17 protein-coding genes are annotated in these 19822 nt (G+C 40.4%); 5 read left to right on the top strand and 12 right to left on the bottom strand.

Features of this window, described 5'->3' with window-relative positions; all coding sequences use genetic code 11:
- The first annotated feature begins 13 nt into the window (after positions 1-13).
- The 3 genes from ACLRYO_RS04700 to aroD all read left to right on the top strand — a co-directional run bounded on the left by ACLRYO_RS04700 (position 14) and on the right by aroD (position 3045).
- The gene (locus tag ACLRYO_RS04700; RefSeq protein WP_008602288.1) at positions 14-433 is read left to right on the top strand and encodes an RrF2 family transcriptional regulator; all 420 of its coding nucleotides are present in this window, start codon (positions 14-16) and stop codon (positions 431-433) included.
- 261 nt (positions 434-694) lie between these two features.
- On the top strand, positions 695-1939 hold the full coding sequence (locus ACLRYO_RS04695; protein WP_038125678.1) for an MFS transporter: 1245 nt from the start codon (positions 695-697) through the stop codon (positions 1937-1939).
- Between the two features lie 311 nt (positions 1940-2250).
- The gene (gene aroD / locus ACLRYO_RS04690) at positions 2251-3045 is read left to right on the top strand and encodes a type I 3-dehydroquinate dehydratase (RefSeq protein WP_008714845.1); all 795 of its coding nucleotides are present in this window, start codon (positions 2251-2253) and stop codon (positions 3043-3045) included.
- A gap of 24 nt (positions 3046-3069) precedes the next feature.
- Here aroD and ACLRYO_RS04685 read toward each other — a convergent pair whose 3' ends face one another.
- From ACLRYO_RS04685 to aroF, 8 genes are all read right to left on the bottom strand, one after another.
- The gene (locus ACLRYO_RS04685) at positions 3070-3372 is read right to left on the bottom strand and encodes a type II toxin-antitoxin system RelE/ParE family toxin (RefSeq protein ID WP_008714847.1); all 303 of its coding nucleotides are present in this window, start codon (positions 3370-3372) and stop codon (positions 3070-3072) included.
- Positions 3373-3387: 15 nt separating this feature from the next.
- Positions 3388-3993: a type II toxin-antitoxin system RelB/DinJ family antitoxin gene (locus ACLRYO_RS04680; protein WP_038125679.1), complete on the bottom strand. Its 606-nt coding sequence runs from the start codon at positions 3991-3993 to the stop codon at positions 3388-3390.
- A gap of 339 nt (positions 3994-4332) precedes the next feature.
- Positions 4333-5568, bottom strand: coding sequence for a shikimate kinase (locus tag ACLRYO_RS04675; RefSeq protein WP_008714852.1), 1236 nt, complete (start codon positions 5566-5568; stop codon positions 4333-4335).
- Between the two features lie 124 nt (positions 5569-5692).
- On the bottom strand, positions 5693-6832 hold the full coding sequence (locus tag ACLRYO_RS04670) for a bifunctional chorismate mutase/prephenate dehydratase (protein ID WP_004698197.1): 1140 nt from the start codon (positions 6830-6832) through the stop codon (positions 5693-5695).
- A complete protein-coding gene (aroC, locus tag ACLRYO_RS04665; RefSeq protein ID WP_038125681.1) occupies positions 6819-7913 on the bottom strand; it encodes a chorismate synthase in 1095 nt (364 codons plus the stop codon). Before aroC ends, ACLRYO_RS04670 begins: the two co-directional genes overlap by 14 nt.
- Positions 7903-9171 (bottom strand): 3-phosphoshikimate 1-carboxyvinyltransferase, encoded by a 1269-nt coding sequence (gene aroA, locus ACLRYO_RS04660; protein ID WP_008714855.1) that lies wholly within the window; start codon positions 9169-9171, stop codon positions 7903-7905. The genes aroC and aroA overlap by 11 nt, the downstream gene beginning before the upstream one ends.
- 18 nt (positions 9172-9189) lie before the next feature.
- Complete coding sequence (gene aroB, locus ACLRYO_RS04655; protein WP_413084693.1) at positions 9190-10242, bottom strand: 3-dehydroquinate synthase; 1053 nt, start codon at positions 10240-10242, stop codon at positions 9190-9192.
- A 74-nt stretch (positions 10243-10316) separates the two neighbouring features.
- The gene (aroF, locus tag ACLRYO_RS04650; protein WP_008602305.1) at positions 10317-11330 is read right to left on the bottom strand and encodes a 3-deoxy-7-phosphoheptulonate synthase; all 1014 of its coding nucleotides are present in this window, start codon (positions 11328-11330) and stop codon (positions 10317-10319) included.
- A gap of 473 nt (positions 11331-11803) precedes the next feature.
- Between aroF and ACLRYO_RS04645 the strand changes: the two genes are divergently transcribed.
- Positions 11804-12220 carry a GNAT family N-acetyltransferase gene (locus ACLRYO_RS04645; RefSeq protein ID WP_024062653.1) on the top strand — a complete coding sequence of 139 codons (417 nt, stop codon included), beginning with the start codon at positions 11804-11806 and terminating at the stop codon, positions 12218-12220.
- Positions 12221-12226: 6 nt separating this feature from the next.
- Here the strand turns inward: ACLRYO_RS04645 and ACLRYO_RS04640 are convergent, their stop codons facing one another.
- The 4 genes from ACLRYO_RS04640 to ACLRYO_RS04625 form a co-directional block, all read right to left on the bottom strand.
- Positions 12227-13033, bottom strand: a complete 807-nt coding sequence (locus tag ACLRYO_RS04640; RefSeq protein ID WP_024062652.1) for an alpha/beta fold hydrolase — start codon at positions 13031-13033, stop codon at positions 12227-12229.
- A 105-nt stretch (positions 13034-13138) separates the two neighbouring features.
- On the bottom strand, positions 13139-14167 hold the full coding sequence (locus ACLRYO_RS04635) for a ribonucleotide-diphosphate reductase subunit beta (protein WP_287510969.1): 1029 nt from the start codon (positions 14165-14167) through the stop codon (positions 13139-13141).
- 199 nt (positions 14168-14366) lie between these two features.
- A complete protein-coding gene (locus tag ACLRYO_RS04630) occupies positions 14367-16649 on the bottom strand; it encodes a ribonucleoside-diphosphate reductase subunit alpha (protein WP_303928397.1) in 2283 nt (760 codons plus the stop codon).
- A 282-nt stretch (positions 16650-16931) separates the two neighbouring features.
- Positions 16932-18491 (bottom strand): hypothetical protein, encoded by a 1560-nt coding sequence (locus ACLRYO_RS04625; RefSeq protein ID WP_316058483.1) that lies wholly within the window; start codon positions 18489-18491, stop codon positions 16932-16934.
- 147 nt (positions 18492-18638) lie between these two features.
- Here ACLRYO_RS04625 and ACLRYO_RS04620 point away from each other — a divergent pair, with 147 nt between their 5' ends.
- Complete coding sequence (locus tag ACLRYO_RS04620) at positions 18639-19811, top strand: iron-containing alcohol dehydrogenase (protein WP_270278965.1); 1173 nt, start codon at positions 18639-18641, stop codon at positions 19809-19811.
- The last annotated feature ends 11 nt before the right edge of the window (positions 19812-19822 follow it).

The raw sequence follows: 19822 nt of genomic DNA, 5'->3' as shown, positions 1-19822 counted from the left end.
TAGAGGTTAACTTATGAAAATATCTACAAAAGGGCGTTATGCCTTACGGATATTGGCGGATATTGCAGAACATGGGGTAGAAAAAAATGTACCAATTCGTGAGATTGCAGAACGCCAAGGATTTTCCGATAAATATTTAGAGGGGATTGTATCTCGATTATCCTCCGCGGGCCTCGTTAAAAGTGGACGTGGCAAATACGGTGGATATCGTTTGGTGAAAGATCCATCTGAATACAATGTATATGAAATTTTATATGCCGCAGAGGACTCCATTGCTCTCGTGTCTTGTTTAGAAGATGATGTAGAACCGTGTCCTATGTTTAATGACTGCTTGACAGCTCCATTGTGGCAGTATTTACAAGATGAGTTCCGACATGTTATGGAACATGTTTCCTTGCAAGATGTAATGGATCATAAATTTCCTACGGAATAATTGATAGCTCGGAAACTTTAGTTTGAATGATCTTTGAGGATTACTACATTGTATACCTATATTTTAGGTATTTTTTATGGAAAGAGTCGCGTTTCGTATGCGGCTCTTCTTTATATATGAAATTAAAATGTAATAACATCTTATGAATAGTAACATAGATTGAAATCTAAGTAGAATCGTAATTTAAATGGAACTGTAATTAAAAGTGATTTATGTGTATATTAGTTTATCTAAACGATTTTATGCGGAAGGGAGGGTACCATGAGTACAAGTGTATATGATGCTCGAGGTGGCATGCGCAACGTGTGGATTATCACAACTAGTATGACGGTGCTAGCCATATGTTATACAATGATAATTCCTTTTTTGCCAATATATTTATTGGAACTCGGTGTTCCAAAGGATGATGTGGCACTTTGGTCTGGTCTCGTCTTTGGTATTACATTCCTAATCGCTGGCATTATGGCGCCAATTTGGGGCAAAATTGCAGATAATAAAGGGAAAAAGCGGATGGCTTTGCGCGCTGGTTTTGCCATTGCTGTCAGTTATGTTCTCATCGGCATGGTAACGGATCAGTATCAATTGTTAATGGGGCGTGCTTTAGTTGGGTTCGCTAATGGTTTCTATCCTGCAGCGATGACCATGGTCTCCCTCAGTGTGGATGAAAAACAGGTAGGCCGTGCCCTCGGCATATTCCAAACAGGTCTAATTTTAGGTAATGTCGTCGGTCCATTTTTGGGCGGTGCCGTTGAAAGTGTTGTAGGTATGCGCCCTGTATTTTATATATCTGGTATAGCCGTATTCATTGCTACTTTAGCGGTATTGTTTCTTGTAAAAGAACCAAAACTAGAAGTTGAAAATACAACTTCTAAGGAGCAGTCCAAACAGCCGGTAAAAGCTACATCCTTGCGAGAAGATTTTAAGTCGGTTCAAGAACAACCTGTATTAGTAAGACTTTTATGGATTTACTTCTTTATGCAATGTGTCATCATGATGCTACAGCCTATTTTGGCGCTTTATGTAGGTGATATGCAAGGCACTATGGAAGGGGCAGCCATCATTTCAGGTACAATCCTCAGTATCGGTGGTTTAGCCGGTTCCTTAACGACCAATATATGGGTGCGCCTCGGTGAGCGTCGTGGGTACTTTAGAACCATTTCCTACTGTATGCTTGGTAGTGGTGTTGTTCTCTTACTTCAAAGCTTACCAGTAGGTATTTGGTGGTTTGGTGTACTACAAGTGCTAATTGGTTCTTGTATTGTGGGCATCAACCCATCTTTGAGTGCAGCCGTAACTCTTAATACAGAACCAGGCTTTAGAGGTCGCATGTTTGGTATGACGACGACGGCCCAACAATTCGGTTCTATGGTAGGGCCTGTGTTCGCAAGTATTGTATCTACCTACATTGGGATATCCTATGTATTTAGTATTACAGGTTTGTTATTACTCTATATGGGATTCCAATCACGGAAACTATCCGTACAACATGATAAATATAGTGTGTGAATTAGAGTCTAACAAGCTCCTTACTAATATATATTGGTAAGGAGCTTTTACTTTTTTAGGCTATTTTTATAATACGAGGCTTTCAGATACAGACCGTTTATTGGTAAGAGGTCTTAATCTAGGGTATAAGAAAAAGTGATGTTAATCGTTAATCTAAGAATACTGTTTTAGTGCATAATAGTAGGCTTTCATACGTTTTTAGTGAATAGCAATCCAATATGGGCCGATTGATTGCTTTTACAAAAATATTGGTATATAGTTAGTTTAAGGTAAGTCACTAGTCTCACCGTGTGGGACAGAAAGGAGTTATTATGGTCCGTATCGGTCATACTGTACTCGGAGAAAAGGGTACAAAAATATGCGTGCCTATTGTGGGCACAACAATGAAAGAGATTCTGGATGCCACCGCAGTAGCATGTAATACACCGTGTCACATAGTAGAGCTACGCATTGACTATTTCGAGCGGGCCCACTCCATTGATGCTATTATTGAACTATTAATGCTCATCAAGCCACAACTGAAAGGTCGTGGATTGCTCTTTACATGGCGCACAAAAGGTGAAGGTGGGGAAAGAACGATTTCTACACAAGATTACTTTACAATGCTAGAACGTTTGATTCCTACAGGATTGGTGGATGCTATCGATATTGAGCTGTTTTTTGATCAAGATAGAATGCTTAAAACGATAGAGTTTGCTAAGATTCATGGAATCACTATTATCATGAGCAACCATGATTTCCACTGTACACCGAGTCGTGAAGTCATTGTAAATCGACTTATTCAAATGAAAGAGTTCTTGGCCGATGTGCCAAAGATTGCCGTTATGCCTCACACAACTGGTGATGTATTAACGCTACTTGAAGCAACGGCTGAAGTGAAAGCTTTATATCCTTCGGATCCAATTATTACGATGGCAATGGGAGAACTAGGTGCTGTTACACGCACTGCAGGAGCTCTATTTGGAAATGCCATGACCTTTGCCTCTGCTGGTAAAGCATCGGCACCAGGGCAAATCGATGTACATGCTTTAAAACGAATTCTAGATACCATCGATGTAGATGGCGTATTCGATGAACAACAGCATAAACGGGTAAAAGTGCATTAAAAAAGTCGGCGAGAGCCGACTTTTTTATATGTTTTGTATTTCTTGTAGTATATTCATTTTTGAAGGGCGGATATAAAAAATATATATGTTATTATTAATGACTTTATATAGAATAAGATATTTTTTGTATGATAATTTTCTGTAATTGGTATTATTATTTAAAATAGGATAACGTTCAGGAAAGATAGCTAATGAAGAAATTTTTTGATAAATCAACTTTAATTCTTTTCTAATAAAGGAAGAATCTATAATCTGTTGTTCTAGTGAACTTTTGAGATTTACTATATCAGACTTAGCTGTAGGCGTCATAATTACTGTATACTTCATTTCAGCTCTCCAAATTTATAAATCTTCAAGGAGTTCATTAAAAATTTTTTCCGCAGGTTCACCAATTTCTTTTTCTGCTTGATTTAGCCCTAATTGTATTCTTGTAGTTAAATCTTCTTCAGTCCAGAAATCATTATTAATAGCATCAATCCATTCTGGACGGAGGATAGTAGGTGGAATATCCTTATTAAATTGTATTTGTTTAGATACAAGTGTAACTGTTTGTGACATGGTTAATCCCATTTCTTTTAGAATAGCTGTTGTTAGTGTCTTAACTTTAGGATTGATACGGATGTTAAGAACTCCTGTCTTATCGATTGTATCGAAGGATATTTCTTGATTTTCTTCTCTTGGTGTACCATATGCACCTATATAATCTGAGGCTTTTAATGTGGTTTGTGGTTGTTCATAGGTGCCGTTGTTGAGTGTGCTTGGTGTAGGTGTTTCATCGATAGGTGCCGTTGGTAACGCAATGGCAAACGGAATGCGACGCTCTTTGATGATTTGGCGGAATAGTGCATCTAGCATAGAGGTGTATGATAGACCTTGTGCTTTTAATATGCTAGATACCTCTTGTTTTAAGTCCTCATTGATGCGAACTTGTAGATTTACAGTTTTCATAATGCCTCCTATTTATGGTCGTCACGTTAAGACTATTGCTTATAGAAATTAGTTCATTGTATTTTGATAGTTCCATGGTGAAAGCTATTTTAAATTCTTTGTGTAATTACATTGTAATTGCTAAAGTGATTTTCTACCAATATATATAATACATAGGAGACCTAAAAAAGCAGTAGTTACCCTGAGGATAGCTACTGCTTTTCAGTTTATATCATGTATGTCATGATATGAGTTTTAGTTTTATCTAAAAATACAGATGTAAATGCTCTTACTTCTAAAGATGTAGAAGCCCTTACTTATATAGAGGAAACAATCTTATAAATACCGTTATATAAACTCTTACAATAAGTTTGATTCAAAGTCTTCGAGAATAGCTGCCACTGTTTCTGGTGCATTGCGATTATGTTCCACGATGCATTGTGCAAAGCTTTCATACATTGGAGTGCGAGTTTCTTCGAGTTCACGTAAACGTCCTATGCCGCCACTAGATAGAACACGACCTGAAGTAGATAGTTTTTCTACAGGTTGTGTTAATTGGTAAATACGGCCATTTTGGCGCAGGTGTGCATAGTTTTTAGGTACTGTTACGCAGCCGCCACCAGTGGAGATGACAAGGCCTGTTTGAGTGCCTAATTTTGCAATCATTTCTGCCTCTTTTTCACGGAACGTAGCCTCCCCTTGTTCTGTAATATAGGTAGAAACATTGCCAATTTCTTTTTCTAGCTCGTGATCCACATCAAGCCAAGTACGGCCCATCTCTTTACCGATTGCTCTGCCCACTGTTGTTTTCCCAACACCAGGCATACCGATGAGGATGATATTTTCCTTTTCACGGCGCATATCTCGCAAGATTTGTTCTATCTCTTTGGTACCAAAGCTTTCACCTTGAAAATGATTAGCCGCCTCAACACCTTGTGCCACGAGGAAAGGTAGACCATCACAGTACGGAATATCCATCATTTCTGCTTGTAAAAGCAAAACTGTACGGCGCGGATTGTAGATGAGATCTACAACGCCCTCTAATTTAGAAAATTGCATAATATCTATGAGGTTAGCTGGATTATGCGGATACATACCGATAGGCGTGCAGTTAATAATAATCTGTGCTGTTTCATAGTAATTAGGCGCATCAGTATAGAGCGGAGCCGTTTTACGGGATAGATGCGTGATGCTCTTAGCACCTAGGTCTTCAAGAGCTACGTGAACCGTAGCAGAGGAGGCACCATCGCCAAGGATAATACATTCTTTACCGGATACATTTATACCAGCGTGTTCTAGAGTAAATACGAAACCATCGTAATCTGTATTGTAACCATGCCATTTGCCGTCTTTACGAACCATCGTGTTTACACAGCCAATGCGTTCTGCGCGAGGGTCTACTACATCGCAAGCTTCAAGGGCGTTAACCTTGTAAGGGAAGGTAATATTAATACCTTGTAATTCTTGGTCTGCAAAGAACTCTTGCAGTTGGCTCGGTTCTCGTTCAAATAATTCATAATTAGTATTTCCCAAAGCATTGTGGATGCGTGGGGAAAAGCTATGGCCCAACGTACGGCCAAGTAAACCAAATTTCATAGGACCTCCTAGGTCAATATACACAAAATGGCTAATAGGCTGTCACCTATTAGCCATTGGAGTTTTAAAACTATATCCATTGTACTATATATGCCATTAATAAGCACTACCATAAAGGAAAATATCAATTTTCAGGATAATTGCCGAGCAAGCGGAATTTATCTTGCGATGCGTGGAGCTCTGCTAATACGGAAAGTACTTTTGGATCTGCCAAGGATGCTTCTAAATCGAGGTAGAACAAGAATTCAAAGTTATGTCCTACGATCGGACGGGACTCAAGTTTTGTAAGGTTCACACCGATATTAGCAAACTTGGTGAGCAATGTACCAAGCCCGCCTGGAGCATGACTTGCAGTGGTTACAACAGAGATTTTATTGGCTCCTGGGTATACGTGGAAATCCTTACTAATGCAGATAAAGCGCGTATAGTTGTTATCGCTATTTTGGATATTTCTCAACAATGGAGACAAATTATATAGGTCTGCACATTGAGGTGCTGCGATAGCCGCTACTCCAGGGTCATCACTAGCTGCTACGAGCTGTGCAGCTCGAGCCGTATTGTCATAGGAGCGTAATTCTACGCCTTCTAACTTATCTAGGAAGTGACTACATTGGCCCAACGCTTGAGGGTGGGAAATTATGGTATGAATATCTTCTAGTTTTGTGCCTTTTTTCACGAGCAAGTCGTGAGATATCCAGAGGCGCGTGCCGCGAACGATATAACATTTGCGCTCTTCTAAGAGGTCATATACTTCTTTTACGGAACCATTGGAGCTGTTTTCGATAGGCAATACACCGAATTGACATTCACCTGACTCGACGGCATCGAATACGGAACGGAAACCTGTTACATAATGGATTTGGCTAAGAGGTAATAATTTATCACACGCCATTTGAGCATTGCTACCAAATACGCCGGCGCAAGCTACACTGCCCCGTTGAGGTGGTAAAGTAGGGGATTGCTCAATGGCTTTTTTCATTTTTAAAGTAAATTCATTGTCTTGGAATAGTTGTTCGGATTGGTAGGTACGACTTAAGCTAAATAATGCCTCAAAAAAACGGCGTGCATATAGATCGAGGTCTGGACCTGCATCTTTTGTTACCTTGTCGAGGATGTCGCGCTCTCGTTTGGCATCGTAAATGGCCTTATTCATTTCCTTTTTTGCAGCCGCTACGTCCTTAGAGAGTTCCATACGTTCTTTGAAGAGGGCGAGCATTTGGTCGTTTATATCGTTAATCTTAACGCGTACTTCATCTAAGTTCATGGTCAATATCTCCTAAGAAATCAAGAATGACGAGGGCCGTGACGGCTTCGATAACAGGTACTGCACGAAGTGCTACACATGGGTCGTGACGACCTTTGATGGTGAGTAATATGTCCTCTTTTTGTGAAAGCGACACAGAATGTTGTTCCTTATAAATGGACGGAGTAGGCTTAATGCCCACTTGCATAATGAGGGGTAAGCCGTTGGTGATACCGCCTTGAATGCCACCGCTATTATTGGTAGTTGTTGTGATTGTATCGCCGTCCATGGTGAAAGCATCGTTCACCTCGGAGCCAAGGCGAGAACACATGTCGAAGCCACCTCCAAAGGACACACCTTTGATGGCAGGTACGCCAAAGATAACACGAGCTAATCGGTTCTCGATGCCGTCAAAGTTTGGATTGCCAAGACCGATTGGTAATCCCGTAGCCACAACCTCAACGATACCGCCTGTGGAGTCACCGTCCTTTTTGAGTTTCATGACTAAGTTTTCTACTTCAGAACGTTTGTCTGCATCGACCATAGCGATAGGTTCTGTAGCGATTTCAGAAAGTGCTTTCATATCTGGATGAACCATATCGATAGGGGCATCTTGGATTGTACCAACTTGTTTTAAATGACCGTGAATTTCGATACCTTTTTCACGTAGTAGTTGAAGGGCGATGCCACCAGCCACGCAAAGAGGTGCTGTTAGACGCGCTGAGAAGTGGCCGCCACCTCGCATATCTACCTTGTCACCGTAGCGCATGCGAGCCGTAAAGTCTGCGTGCGATGGACGAGGTATGTCGCGCAAATTATTGTAATCGCTAGAGTGCTGAGAGGTATTGCGAATCATAAATGCCAATGGAGATCCACTGAGCATGCCATCTACCATACCTGCTAAGAATTCAGGTATATCGGCTTCTTTACGTTGCGTCTGTAATTGGTTTTGACCTGGCGCACGGCGCTTTAAGAAGGTTTGTAGCTCATCGATGTCGATGGTATGTCCACAAGGGAGGCCTTCCACGATACCACCGATGGCATACCCATGAGACGCGCCAAAGGTAGATACTTGTATGGTTTTACCGAAATTAGATGCCATTAGCATTACCTCCTAGTAAGTTCCAGTCCTCAAAGAAGTCTGGATAGGATTTTGTGATAGCTTCGCTATCTTTTAATGTTACAGGATTTTCACTGATGAGTGCCATCAATGTACCTGCCATAACAAGGCGATGGTCGTTAACACAATCACCTTGTCCTCCTTTTAGTATACCACTACCGATGATATATAGGTCATCACCATCTTCACGAACCGTACCGCCTAAATCTCTGACCAGATTAGCAACGGCTTCGAGGCGATCGGATTCTTTCAAGCGTAGGCGTGCACCCTTAACAAAGGAGCTTTCACCATGGATAGAGCAAGCGAGGGCTGCCATAACTGGCAACATATCGGGCATTTGTTCGAGGTCGGCATGGATTGGTTTTACTGCACGACCCATAACGGTTACGTTCATGCCATCCCATACTACATCACAACCGGTATCAATCATAATCTGCATGATGCGACGATCCGCTTGCACAGAATTTTTGTTCATACCCGTAATGGTAATTGGTTTACCTGTCATGCCCGCTGCTACCATCCAAATAGCCGTATTGGACCAATCGCCTTCGATTTGGTAATTACTTTGACCTTTAAAAGTAGTATTAGCCGCTACTGCAAAGGACTCTTGGACTGTGTCAGAGGCGGGAGTATGGTCGACTGTTACGCCGAAGTTTGCCATTGTTGTAGTCGTCAATGTTACATAGTCGCTAGATTGAAGTGGTGTAGTAGATGTGATTGTAGCGCCTCCACATTGTGGCGCTGCTAATAATAATCCAGAGAAGAACTGGCTACTCACATCTCCAACCATACCGAACTCACCGCCTTGTAGACGACCTGTCATAGTGAATGGTGGTTTATCTTGGGAGAATGTTACGCCGTGAGCTTTCATTTCACCGAGCATGGGCTCTAAAGGACGATCTGGTAAACGCCCTTTCGCATCCACGTCTACCTCATTACAAATGGACGCTGCTACTGGTAATAAGAGGCGCAATGTGGTACCGGATTCATGGGGAACTACATTGCCCTTTGTTGGCACAGGACCTGGTGTAACAGTGACAACTTTGTTTTCATATACAACTTGTGCGCCTAAGCCTCGCAAGGAGTCCATAGTTGCATCGATGTCTTTAGAGGTGCGGCTCAGTAGTATGGTAGATGGCGAGTTTGCGAGAGCTGCGCAAATCAGTGCACGGTGCGCATGAGCTTTTGCAGGAATGGACGCGATAGTCCCTGTAGGGATGGCGTTCGTTACGGAATGCATATAAATCTCCTTTATATCTCAGTCTAAATAGGTTGCAAGTTCATCGTGCGTTACTACTTTGAGCTCGCTGTGACCATAGCTAGTAGGTACTACGATTTTAATGGTTGCTCCTTCGCTTTTTTTGTCGTGCTTAGCGGCAGCTAGAATTTCTTCTTTGCTTATCGTTGTTGTGGTTGGCAAATCGTGTGCTTTGATGAGGGCCTTTAATTTGTCTAACGACTCTACATCTAATTCTCCATGTTTGACAGCACCTTGTGCCATGAGCACCATACCAATAGCAACGGCATAACCGTGATGTACCTCGAAATGACTTGCTTTTTCGATGCCGTGACCAAAGGTATGACCGAGGTTTAAGAGGGCACGAACGCCAGACTCGCGTTCGTCTTGTTCCACGATATCCGCTTTTGCTTGAACGCAACGAGCGATGACAGTACTAACACTATCGTGATGTTTAATTAATGGTTTATGTTCTAGTTGGGTTAATAAACCAGGTACGTCGAGGAAGCCGTATTTGATAATTTCACCGCATCCATTAATCCATTCCATTTCAGGTAATGTATTGAGTGTAGCTGGATCACAAAGGACTAGAATTGGTTGTTTGAAAGCGCCCCATAGGTTTTTGCCTGCTTTGAGATTGACTGCTGTTTTACCACCTACAGAGGAGTCTACTGCGGCTAATAGGGATGTAGGAACCTGAACATAGTCGATACCACGTAAATAGGTCGCTGCTGCAAAGCCCGCCATATCGCCTACAACACCGCCGCCAAGGGCGATGAGCAAGTCTTTGCGAGTCAATGATTGGGCCGCCATGTATTCTACTAAATCGATAAGTTGATGTGCATTTTTGGAGCTTTCACCAGCAGGGAAAACATAATCACAAACAGCATAACCCGCATGTTCCATATTAGCTTTCACAGAGTCCAAATAGTGAGGCGCCACGTTGCTATCGCTGACGATGATAACACGGCAATTTGGTTTTAATGGTTTAATATAATCGGTGATGCGTTGTAAAGCGCCTTCCTCGATGACAACATCATACGGTGTAGACGCGTTAATATGGATGCGAGTCATAACGGTTCCTTTCTTAAAAGAATAAGCTAGTATCTATTATAACGGATACTAGCTTATTTGTGTGATATGTAAGATTATTTAGTGCATTCTACCAATGCTTGGCGTAACGCGTTAATTTCTTTCATAAGGCTAGTGAATTGGTCTGGACGTAATGCTTGCGGACCGTCGCACAATGCTTTGGCTGGATCGTTGTGAACTTCAATCATAAGGCCGTCTGCACCGCCGCCTACGGATGCAAGTGAAAGCGGACGAACCATGCGGCTCATACCTGCTGCGTGGCTAGGGTCCATGATAATTGGCAAGTGAGATAATTCATGCATCATAGGAATTGCTGTTACATCTAAGGTATTGCGAGTTTTAGTTTCGAATGTGCGGATACCCCGTTCGCATAATACAATTTGTTCATTGCCTTCGGACATGATGTACTCAGCAGCCATTAACCATTCTTCGTATGTGGCAGATAAACCACGTTTTAAAAGAACTGGTTTATTTAATTTGCCCACTTCTTTTAACAGTGTGAAGTTTTGCATGTTACGAGCACCGATTTGAAGCATATCTACATTATCGAAGTATTGTAATTGGGAGATATCCATAACCTCAGAAACGATAGGAAGACCTGTTTCTTTTTTAGCAAGCTCTAATAACTCTAAGCCTTCTGGGCCCATGCCTTGGAAGGAGTATGGGGATGTACGAGGTTTGAAAGCGCCGCCACGAAGGATTGTGGCACCAGCTTCTTTACATGCTTTAGCAGTGGCTAATACTTGTTCAGGTGTTTCCACAGAGCAAGGACCGGCCATTACTGCGAAGTGACCACCACCGATGAGGACACCACCAACATTGATTACAGAATCATCTGGATGGAATTTGCGGTTTGCTTTTTTGTATGGCTCTTGAATGCGAGTTACTTTATCTACGAAATCTAGAGACTCGATTTGACGGGCATCAAGAGATGCAGTATCACCGATAAGTCCTAGAATATTGTATCGAGTACCTTCTACTGGATGGATAACGAATCCTTGAGCCTCTAATTCACCGCGTAAACGGGATACTTCTTCCGCTGCTGCGTTTTGTTTCAATGTAATAATCATGATAATTCCTCCTTGTAACTACAGTGAATAGTAGGGCTGACCATACGGATAGCAAATAAAAAGGGCTACCCGTAATCTAATACGGGTAGCCCTTTTACTATTCTAAGCAACTAATGTTGAATAATCCTTAATTAGCGCATCACAAATAGTTCCTTACCCGTACGTTGGATAAAGAACCAATAAAAGTATTGCTTTGCTGTGAGGCTAATTTGGTTAGTCATCTTTGGTTGCTCCTTTCTAAAATATTGGGTATAGTATAAACCCAAATGATAAAATTATGCAATACCTAAAAATGAATTTCATGGAAATTTTAAAATATTTTTGATGCGGGAATTAATAGGAACTGAGAAGTTTTGTGGAATTAAGCGTATTTTTGATATAATAAAAAAAAGAAGCTTTCATTGTTTATAGGGTATTTCGTAATACACATGAATTGATTCTTATAAATGTACTTATAATTAGAAAGGGCACTCATGATTATTCAAATCTTAGATCATATAACAGAGGAAATAAAACAAATTCGTATCGATGTATTTATGAAAGAACAGGGTTTTGAAGACGAGTTTGATGAAATCGATGAGACTGCAAAGTTTGTGCTCTTATCCATTGATGGTAAAGCGGCTGGTACGTGTCGATATTTTCCCAGTGATGTAGCTGGAGATGCACATATTGGTCGCATGGCAGTACGTAAGTTGTATCGTGGACAACATTTAGGTACTAAGATTATGATGGCCGCTGAAAATGCTATTCGCCGTGATGGATTTAAGACGTGCTCCTTGTCGGCACAAGTGCAGGCACAACCGTTTTATGAATCTTTGGGATATGTAGCGGAGGGCGATACATACCTCGATGAAGGATGTCCGCATATTCTGATGAGAAAAGAGTTGTAGGGAAATTTATGTGTGGAGGGACTGTTTTATAAAATTATTGATAATTTTATTTACTTCAGTTGGGTTGTCAACGTTGGCATTATGACCTGCATGAGGAATTATTACTAAATCGAATCCGGTTCTTTTGTGCCATTTATGACAATATTCTTTTACCTTCCCCAGATTATCGTGTTCACCTATCATAATAAGAACAGGACAGGTGATATGTAGATTTCTGTTATCTACCATCATTGCATTATAATATTGTTGCAATAGTTCCGAATATTCTCCTTTTGAAAAAATACTGATCATTTGTATCATATTATCATATCCATCTTTTGTAACAGCGGCCTTTTTTGCGGCCGCTGTTTTTAATGTTCTCCATGGATAGAATTTTATAATTGACTTCATATTGCGCAATAAAAAGAAGTCCATTTTACTATAATAATCTGTACCATAAGGAGAAGTTCCAATGCCAATAAACAAACTGATTATATCAGGATATCTACACATAAACGCTTGAGCAATATAGCCGCCGTATGATTGCCCTATGGCAATAAATCGTGAGATATTATGTTTTTGTAGAATGGAATATATGATTTCTACTGCAATATCCATGGAGAATTGAGCGAAAGGTCTTGATTTACCATGTCCGGGGGCATCCCATATAATCATATTATAAAAGGTATTGAAGAAACTAAATTGCTGATTAAACATAGTATGATCCGCTGTTAATCCGTGAAGACAGAAAATAGTCGGTTTATCTGTTTGCCATAGATTATTGGTCCAGTAATATATAGAACCCCATTTTGTGTGTAGTATGTGTTCTTTCATGTCTTTCTCAATATATTTATCTGCGTTCTCGTAGTTATGTGCTTAATTTATCTTTAATATGCTGTTTATATTAATAAATGTTTAATTATGGGAAAATGGGCTATATTATTCTAAGTCATCAAAATCAAACGCTGCTGCTTTTGTATAGTTTGTAACTTTAGCTTCAAAGAAGTCCGTTTTCGTACTGTTCAAATTGGAGAAGCTTTCAATCCATTCCATAGGGTTTTCCTTGATTTCAGGATATAGATGAGGCAAGCCGATTGCTTCTAAGCGGATGTTCGCAAGGTATTTGATGTAGCGCTCGATAAGAACGTTGTTAAGGCCGAGGATTTTATCATCAGTGATGTATTGACCCCAAGCGATTTCGTTTTCTGTACCTTGGCGAATCATGTCCGTGATTTTTGCTTCTAGTTCAGGTGTGAACAAATCAGGGCGTTCACGGCGTAACTCACGAATGATGTTTTGGAACAATACAAGGTGAGTTACTTCATCGCGATTGATATATTTGAAGATAGTGGATGTAGCTGTCATCTTGCCTTGACGTGCCAAAGTGTAGAAGAAGCTAAAGCCAGAGTAGAAGTAGATGCCTTCTAAGATATAGTTAGCGATGATTGTATGAATTAGATTTGCTTCGCTAGGATCATCGCTGAAACGTTGGTATGCGTCGGCGATGAAACGGTTACGTTCAAGCAATGTTTTATCTGTACGCCATTCGTCATAGATTTTGTCACGTGTAATCGGATTTGTTACAGTGTCCAAAATGTAGGAATAACTTTGCGCGTGAATTTCCTCTTGGAATGTTTGAATATTCAAAAGAGATGCTACTTCAGAAGCTGTGATATAGCGGCTCAAGTTAGGTAAGTTTTCGGATTGAATAGAATCAAGGAAGTTCAAGAACGCAATAATTTTATCGAAGGCACGACGTTCATAATCTGTTAAATATGGGAATTGTTTAACGTCTTCGTTCAAGGAAATTTCTTCCGGAATCCAGAAGTTGTTGAGCATCGTACGGTACATTTGGTTTGCCCAGTCGTACTTGATACGATTCCACTCGCGAAGGTTCGTGGTATTACCGCCAATCATAGATTGCGTGCCACGGTCACCATTTTCGTTGAAAATCAGTTTTTTATCCATAGTAGGGCTCCTTTATACGATGATGCGACCTATACTGCTATAGGTCGTCATCAGATTTATAATGTTGGTGAAAGTATCTTTCACAGGTTTAGTGCTCTCTAGTTATAGAGCATATTTTTTGTAAACTATGGCAATGATATCTTTAATTTTTACCATAGCTTAAATTGCATTATAGAATGTAGCGTGTATCTATCCTATATTAGGAGGAACAGCTTGTGCATTCATCCATTTCAAGGGATTGGTTACGGATATAGTAGATTGTTTTGATCCCTTGTTTGTAGGCTTCTACGTAAAGGTCAAGAATTTCTTTCGCTTTCATTTGAGGAGTGATGTACAAGTTGAAAGATTGTGCTTGGTCAATATGACGTTGACGCACGCCACAAGCTTTGATGGACCATTGTTGGTCGATTGTATGTGCCTCTTTGTATAGCCAGAATGTTTTGTCGTTCAAATCTGGTGCCGTTTTTGGTGTGAAAGAACCTTTCTTCTCTTCGATGAAGAATTTTTTGAAGATAGGGTCGATACCAGCTGTTGTATTAGCGATGTTGGATGTAGAACCTGTAGGAGCTACGGCCATCAAGTAACCGTTGCGGATACCGTATTTTGCAACGTCCGCAGCCAATTGTTTCCAACGATCAGATGTGTAACCACGACGTGTGAAGTATTCACCAGTTTCCCATTCGGAACCTTTGAATGCTGGGTACGCGCCTTTTTCTTTTGCAAGCTCCATAGAAGCTTTAATCGCATAGAATGCGATGTTTTCAAATAATTTGTCCGCTACTTCGATGTGTTCATCAGATTCCCATTGGATATCATGGTTTACGAGGTAGTGGTGATAACCAGACGTACCAAGACCGATAGCGCGGTATTTATCAGAAGTCATGCGAGACTCTGGCACTGGTGCTTGGTTGATGGAAATAACATTGTCTAACATACGAATTTGAAGGGCAATGTTTTCTTCCAACTCTTCATCTGTAATGCGACCAAGGCTAATGGAGTTCAAGTTACATGTAACCATGTCGCCTGTGTTTGTTTTTGTAGTAATAGTGCCGTCTTCATTGATGATTTCTTCAGCTAAGTTCGTAAAGCCAACGTTTTGTGCGATTTCGTGACACAAGTTGGATGCGTAGATCATACCTGCATGTTTGTTAGGATTTGCAGCGTTTACAGTGTCGCGGAAGAAGATGAATGGCGTACCAGTTTCAACAGCGGAGCGCATGATTTTTTTCATCATGTCTAATGCTGGAACTTCGATGCCGTGTAAATTAGGATCTTGTTCACATTCGATATAGCGTTTAGTAAATTCTTTTTCGTCATCTGTATCGAAGTAATCCTCTAAGGAATAGCCTTTTACAGCCAAGATTTCATGAGGGTCAAAGAGAGTGAAGTTTTCACGAGCTAACATACGTTCCATAAAGATGTTTGGAACGGAGATAGCAGGGAAGATATCATGAGCTTTACGGCGATCATCACCGTTATTTGTACGAAGTTCTACGAATTCGTAGAAGTCTTTGTGCCAAATATCAAGCGTTACTGTAGCGCCGCCCTTACGTTTACCCAATTGGTCTACCGCAACGGCTGTATCGTTGTACAAGCGGATCCAAGGAATAACGCCGCCAGAGGAGTTTTTAAAACCGCGGATATCGGAGTTCAATGCACGAACTTTACCAAGGTAGATACCAAGAGCACCACCGTGTTTAGATACGCGAGAGAACTTGCTATTTACGTCGTAGATAGACCATAAATTGTCGTCTACACCAGAGATAAAGCAAGAGGACAATTGGTGGAATGGTGTACCAGCATTTGCCAAAGTAGGTGTAGCTGTCGTCATTTTTAATTGGCTCATCAAATCGTAGAATTTCTTAGCGTATTTTACTTTATTTTCCCCTTCTACAAGAGCCAAATGCATTGCGATAGCCATGAAACGTTCTTGCGGTAATTCAAAGATTTCTTTGTTGAAGCCTTTTACTAAGTAACGGTCAGCCAATAATTTGAGACCTTCATAGTTGAAGAGATAGTCGCGCTTAGGTTTGATGTAATCGCCTAATTCTTGTAATTCGTCAGCGGTGTATTCTGTAACGAAGAAGTCTGCGTATTTTTTCTCTTCTACAAGCATGTTTACAAGATTTGGAAAGTTGCCGTAGCCAAATGCTTTGTAACGACGAGTAATAGCGGCTTCTTTATAGAGATCGAACAAGAATAGGCGGGCTGCTACGAACTGCCAATCTTGGTTCATTTTATTAACTTGGTTGCCGAAGCCGTCGTCTTTTTTAGATATAACTTTTTCGATGGCTGTTTGGACTAAAGTTTTTTGAATTTCTTTAGTGGTCATGCCATCAACGAATTGCAACTTCGCATCCATTTCCAATTCTAGTGGATCACAAGAATCTAACCCCAAACATGCGAAGGCTATCATTCGTTTCGTTTTTTCAACGGACAACGGCTCGAAATGGCCATCCCGTTTCTTGATCATAATCTCCATTACTGTTCCCCTTGAGAGCAAAAAGTCATAAAACTGTTAATATAGTCGTATAAGCATATATAAGATTAGAATGAATTATATAAATTATCTTTAAGTTGAGTCTAATCAGAAAAATAAGAAAACTACTATATATGGTAGTTTTCTTATCTAGCTTATACATTATGTTACGATTATAGCGAAAAATTTCTATATAATCAATATTGACATTTGTAAAATTTTTAATATAGTTTCGCAAAAAATGTTGATATGGTTAAAGATGCCTTAAATTACTAGCTTTCATAATTAATTATATAATACGCTAAAAATAATTCTTCGTGCACTGTCTTGATATGCGTAGTAGGAGTGGATTAAGAGTTTGTATCCCGTGCCTTCTATAATGACTGAATCTGAAGCCGTTTTTGGAACAGTGAGAAATTTTTCATATATATGATGAACTTCGGTCACGCCATTGGGGCGGGATACCTCTAAATCAAGACCTTCATTGATGAATCTAAAGTTGATAGATTCATAGGATGCTGTTGGTATGTCAGCTGTATTATCAGCAGGCTCACGTACTTCTAATTCGATGTTAGAAATGAATTTATTATATCCTACAAGCGAAATAACATGAGGTTCTTCAACGGCCGTAAAGCTGATAAACTGAATATTTCGTTCCTTATATATTTCCGTTGCTCCTAGTTTTGAAGAATCCCCCTGTATAATCGTCCTGCCATAGTCTGTAAAATCAGGGTTAAATGTTTCTGTAATAGGCAAGTATACGTGCCATTGACCGTCAATTTTTGTATAGTTTGTAAACTCTCGATGGGATGTGTAACCGATAAAAGGCATTAAAAGGACTGCACCTAGGGCGAGTGCCATAATCGTTGTATGGATCGATGGAGTCAAACGCTTTACAAAGGAATATACGTTATGTGCTAAGAAGATTAGATTGAATGCGGCTACGTAAATCGTATTGAGCCAGAGTACAGGCTCATTTATTACGCGTTTGCCAATCAGGATTAGGCACAATATTGTAATCGTAATAAATAAGAAACATAGGATCCTTTGTGTCTTGCTGCTTTCACTAGATCTGAAACTAACCAAGTAAAATAGATAGAAAATGGCTACATACGGATAATATGTATAAAGGAACCGCGCATCTTCGCGGAGGCCTAAGAGAATCAATACCAAGTAGATATTAGCTAGAATACCTGTAATGATGGAAGCCTTTGGTAGTATGATTCCAAAAACAACATTATAGAATGTATTTGGTTCTGGTGGTCCATCAGGCTCCTCTTTGTAAGTGCACAGCATGGACATACAGATAAATATATTAATAGCGGCTAATACTTTAAAGATTAGATCATCAAAGGTAAATGTTTTGTTCAGAATGATGAAGAAAAACCATAGAGTCATGATTATGACGACATTATACAGTGTTGATGTAACAATGGTAATACCAATCCGTTTCAGGCGATTGATGATTTCGCCAATGTAGTATTCTCCAGGCGATGTAAAATATAGAGCAATCATAGAGTACAGCCATAGATATGATATGTTTTCTGTGGCTAGCTCGATGCCTCGTATGTGATGGTACGTTTCATGAATCGTATATAGACCAACGCTGATGCCTATGCTTAATAATGTATATACTATGGAGTACTTTCGATCTCGTGTTATATATGATTGTAGTATGACGATGAAGAAATACAGCCCATAGAACCAAAGGTCTATATCGGCAAACCAATCTTGCTCTAGATAAAACGGTGTACATGAAAATACGGCAATTAATGCTAGTAATATAGGTGACTGTGTAGATAGGTCCCGCAGCGAAGACCATAAATGTGTAATTGCAAATTTCATAGATTCTCTCCCTCTATAAAAATAAATGACCCCTCTTATATGTAGTATACATGTTTTCTAGTGAAAGTCCTATGAGGTTTTACAGGCGTCTGAATATACATTACAATAACATTAAGAGCTAGTATTTATAGAAAAGAGGTCGTTCACATGGAGTTCTCTTATTTTTTACCAGTACATATCCAATTTGGTTGGGATAAAGTCGATAGTGTTGCTGATTTTGCTAAGCCTTATGGCAATAAAGCGCTAATCGTAACAGGGCGGACAAGTGCCAAAAAATCTGGACTATATGACCGTGTGACAGCAAAACTTGATGCGGCACATATTGAACATGTGTTGTTTGATCAAGTGGATGCCAATCCCTTAACGACGACTGCATTGGACGGCGCTGCTTTAGCTAAATCTGAAAGCTGTGATATGGTCGTTGCCATTGGTGGCGGCTCTATCATGGACTGTGCAAAAGGCATTGCATTTATGGCCGTTAACGAAGGTGATATTAATGACTATATCTTTAACCGTAAAATCAGTGATAAGGCGTTGCCTCTTATTGTAATTCCTACAACCTGTGGCACCGGCTCTGAAGGCAATGGTTTCGGGGTGCTTACCAATCCTGAAACGGGAGACAAGAAATCCTTGCGATGTAATGCCATCGTACCAAAAGTATCCATCGTAGATCCCGCAGTGATGGGCACAATGCCGCCCCATGTATTGGCATCTGTGGGCTTTGATGCACTCTGTCATAATATCGAGGCGTATACCTCTAAAACGGCACAACCTTTTACGGATGCATTAGCTCATTATGCGGTAACCTTATTAGCACAATATCTTGTGCCACTATATAAACATGTGAAAGCAATGGCTGAAGGTAAATCAGCTGTTCTCAACGAAACTCAACTTACAAAAGCTTGGGAGTCCGTTACATTGGCTAGCACAATTGGAGGCATGGTTATTAATACTGCCGGTGTAACACTTGCTCATGGCATGGAACATCCTGCTAGTGGGCTTAAGGATATTACCCACGGTGTAGGCCTTGCCGTTATTGAACCTGTTGCAGTGGAATATACATGGAGTGCAAACCCTGATAAGTTTGGTGCCTTAGCTCGTATATTCAACCATGGAGATGGCTCCGAACTAGGTGAAGCATTACGTTTGATTGTACATGACCTGGATCTTACCACGAACCTTACAGAACTAGGCTTAACGAAAAAAGACATTCCTTGGCTCGTCGATAACGTATACGTTGTAGCTACCGGGAATATTGCTAATACAGTGGCCGACGTGAGTCGGGAAGATATAGAAATGTTGTATAAGAAAATGTTCTAAGTATTGTCATG

The sequence above is a fragment of the Veillonella parvula genome, assembly GCF_047241225.1.
Classification (GTDB): domain Bacteria; phylum Bacillota; class Negativicutes; order Veillonellales; family Veillonellaceae; genus Veillonella; species Veillonella parvula_O.
Note: the sequence above shows the minus strand (reverse complement) of the source record. Positions and strands in the feature narration are given on the sequence as shown.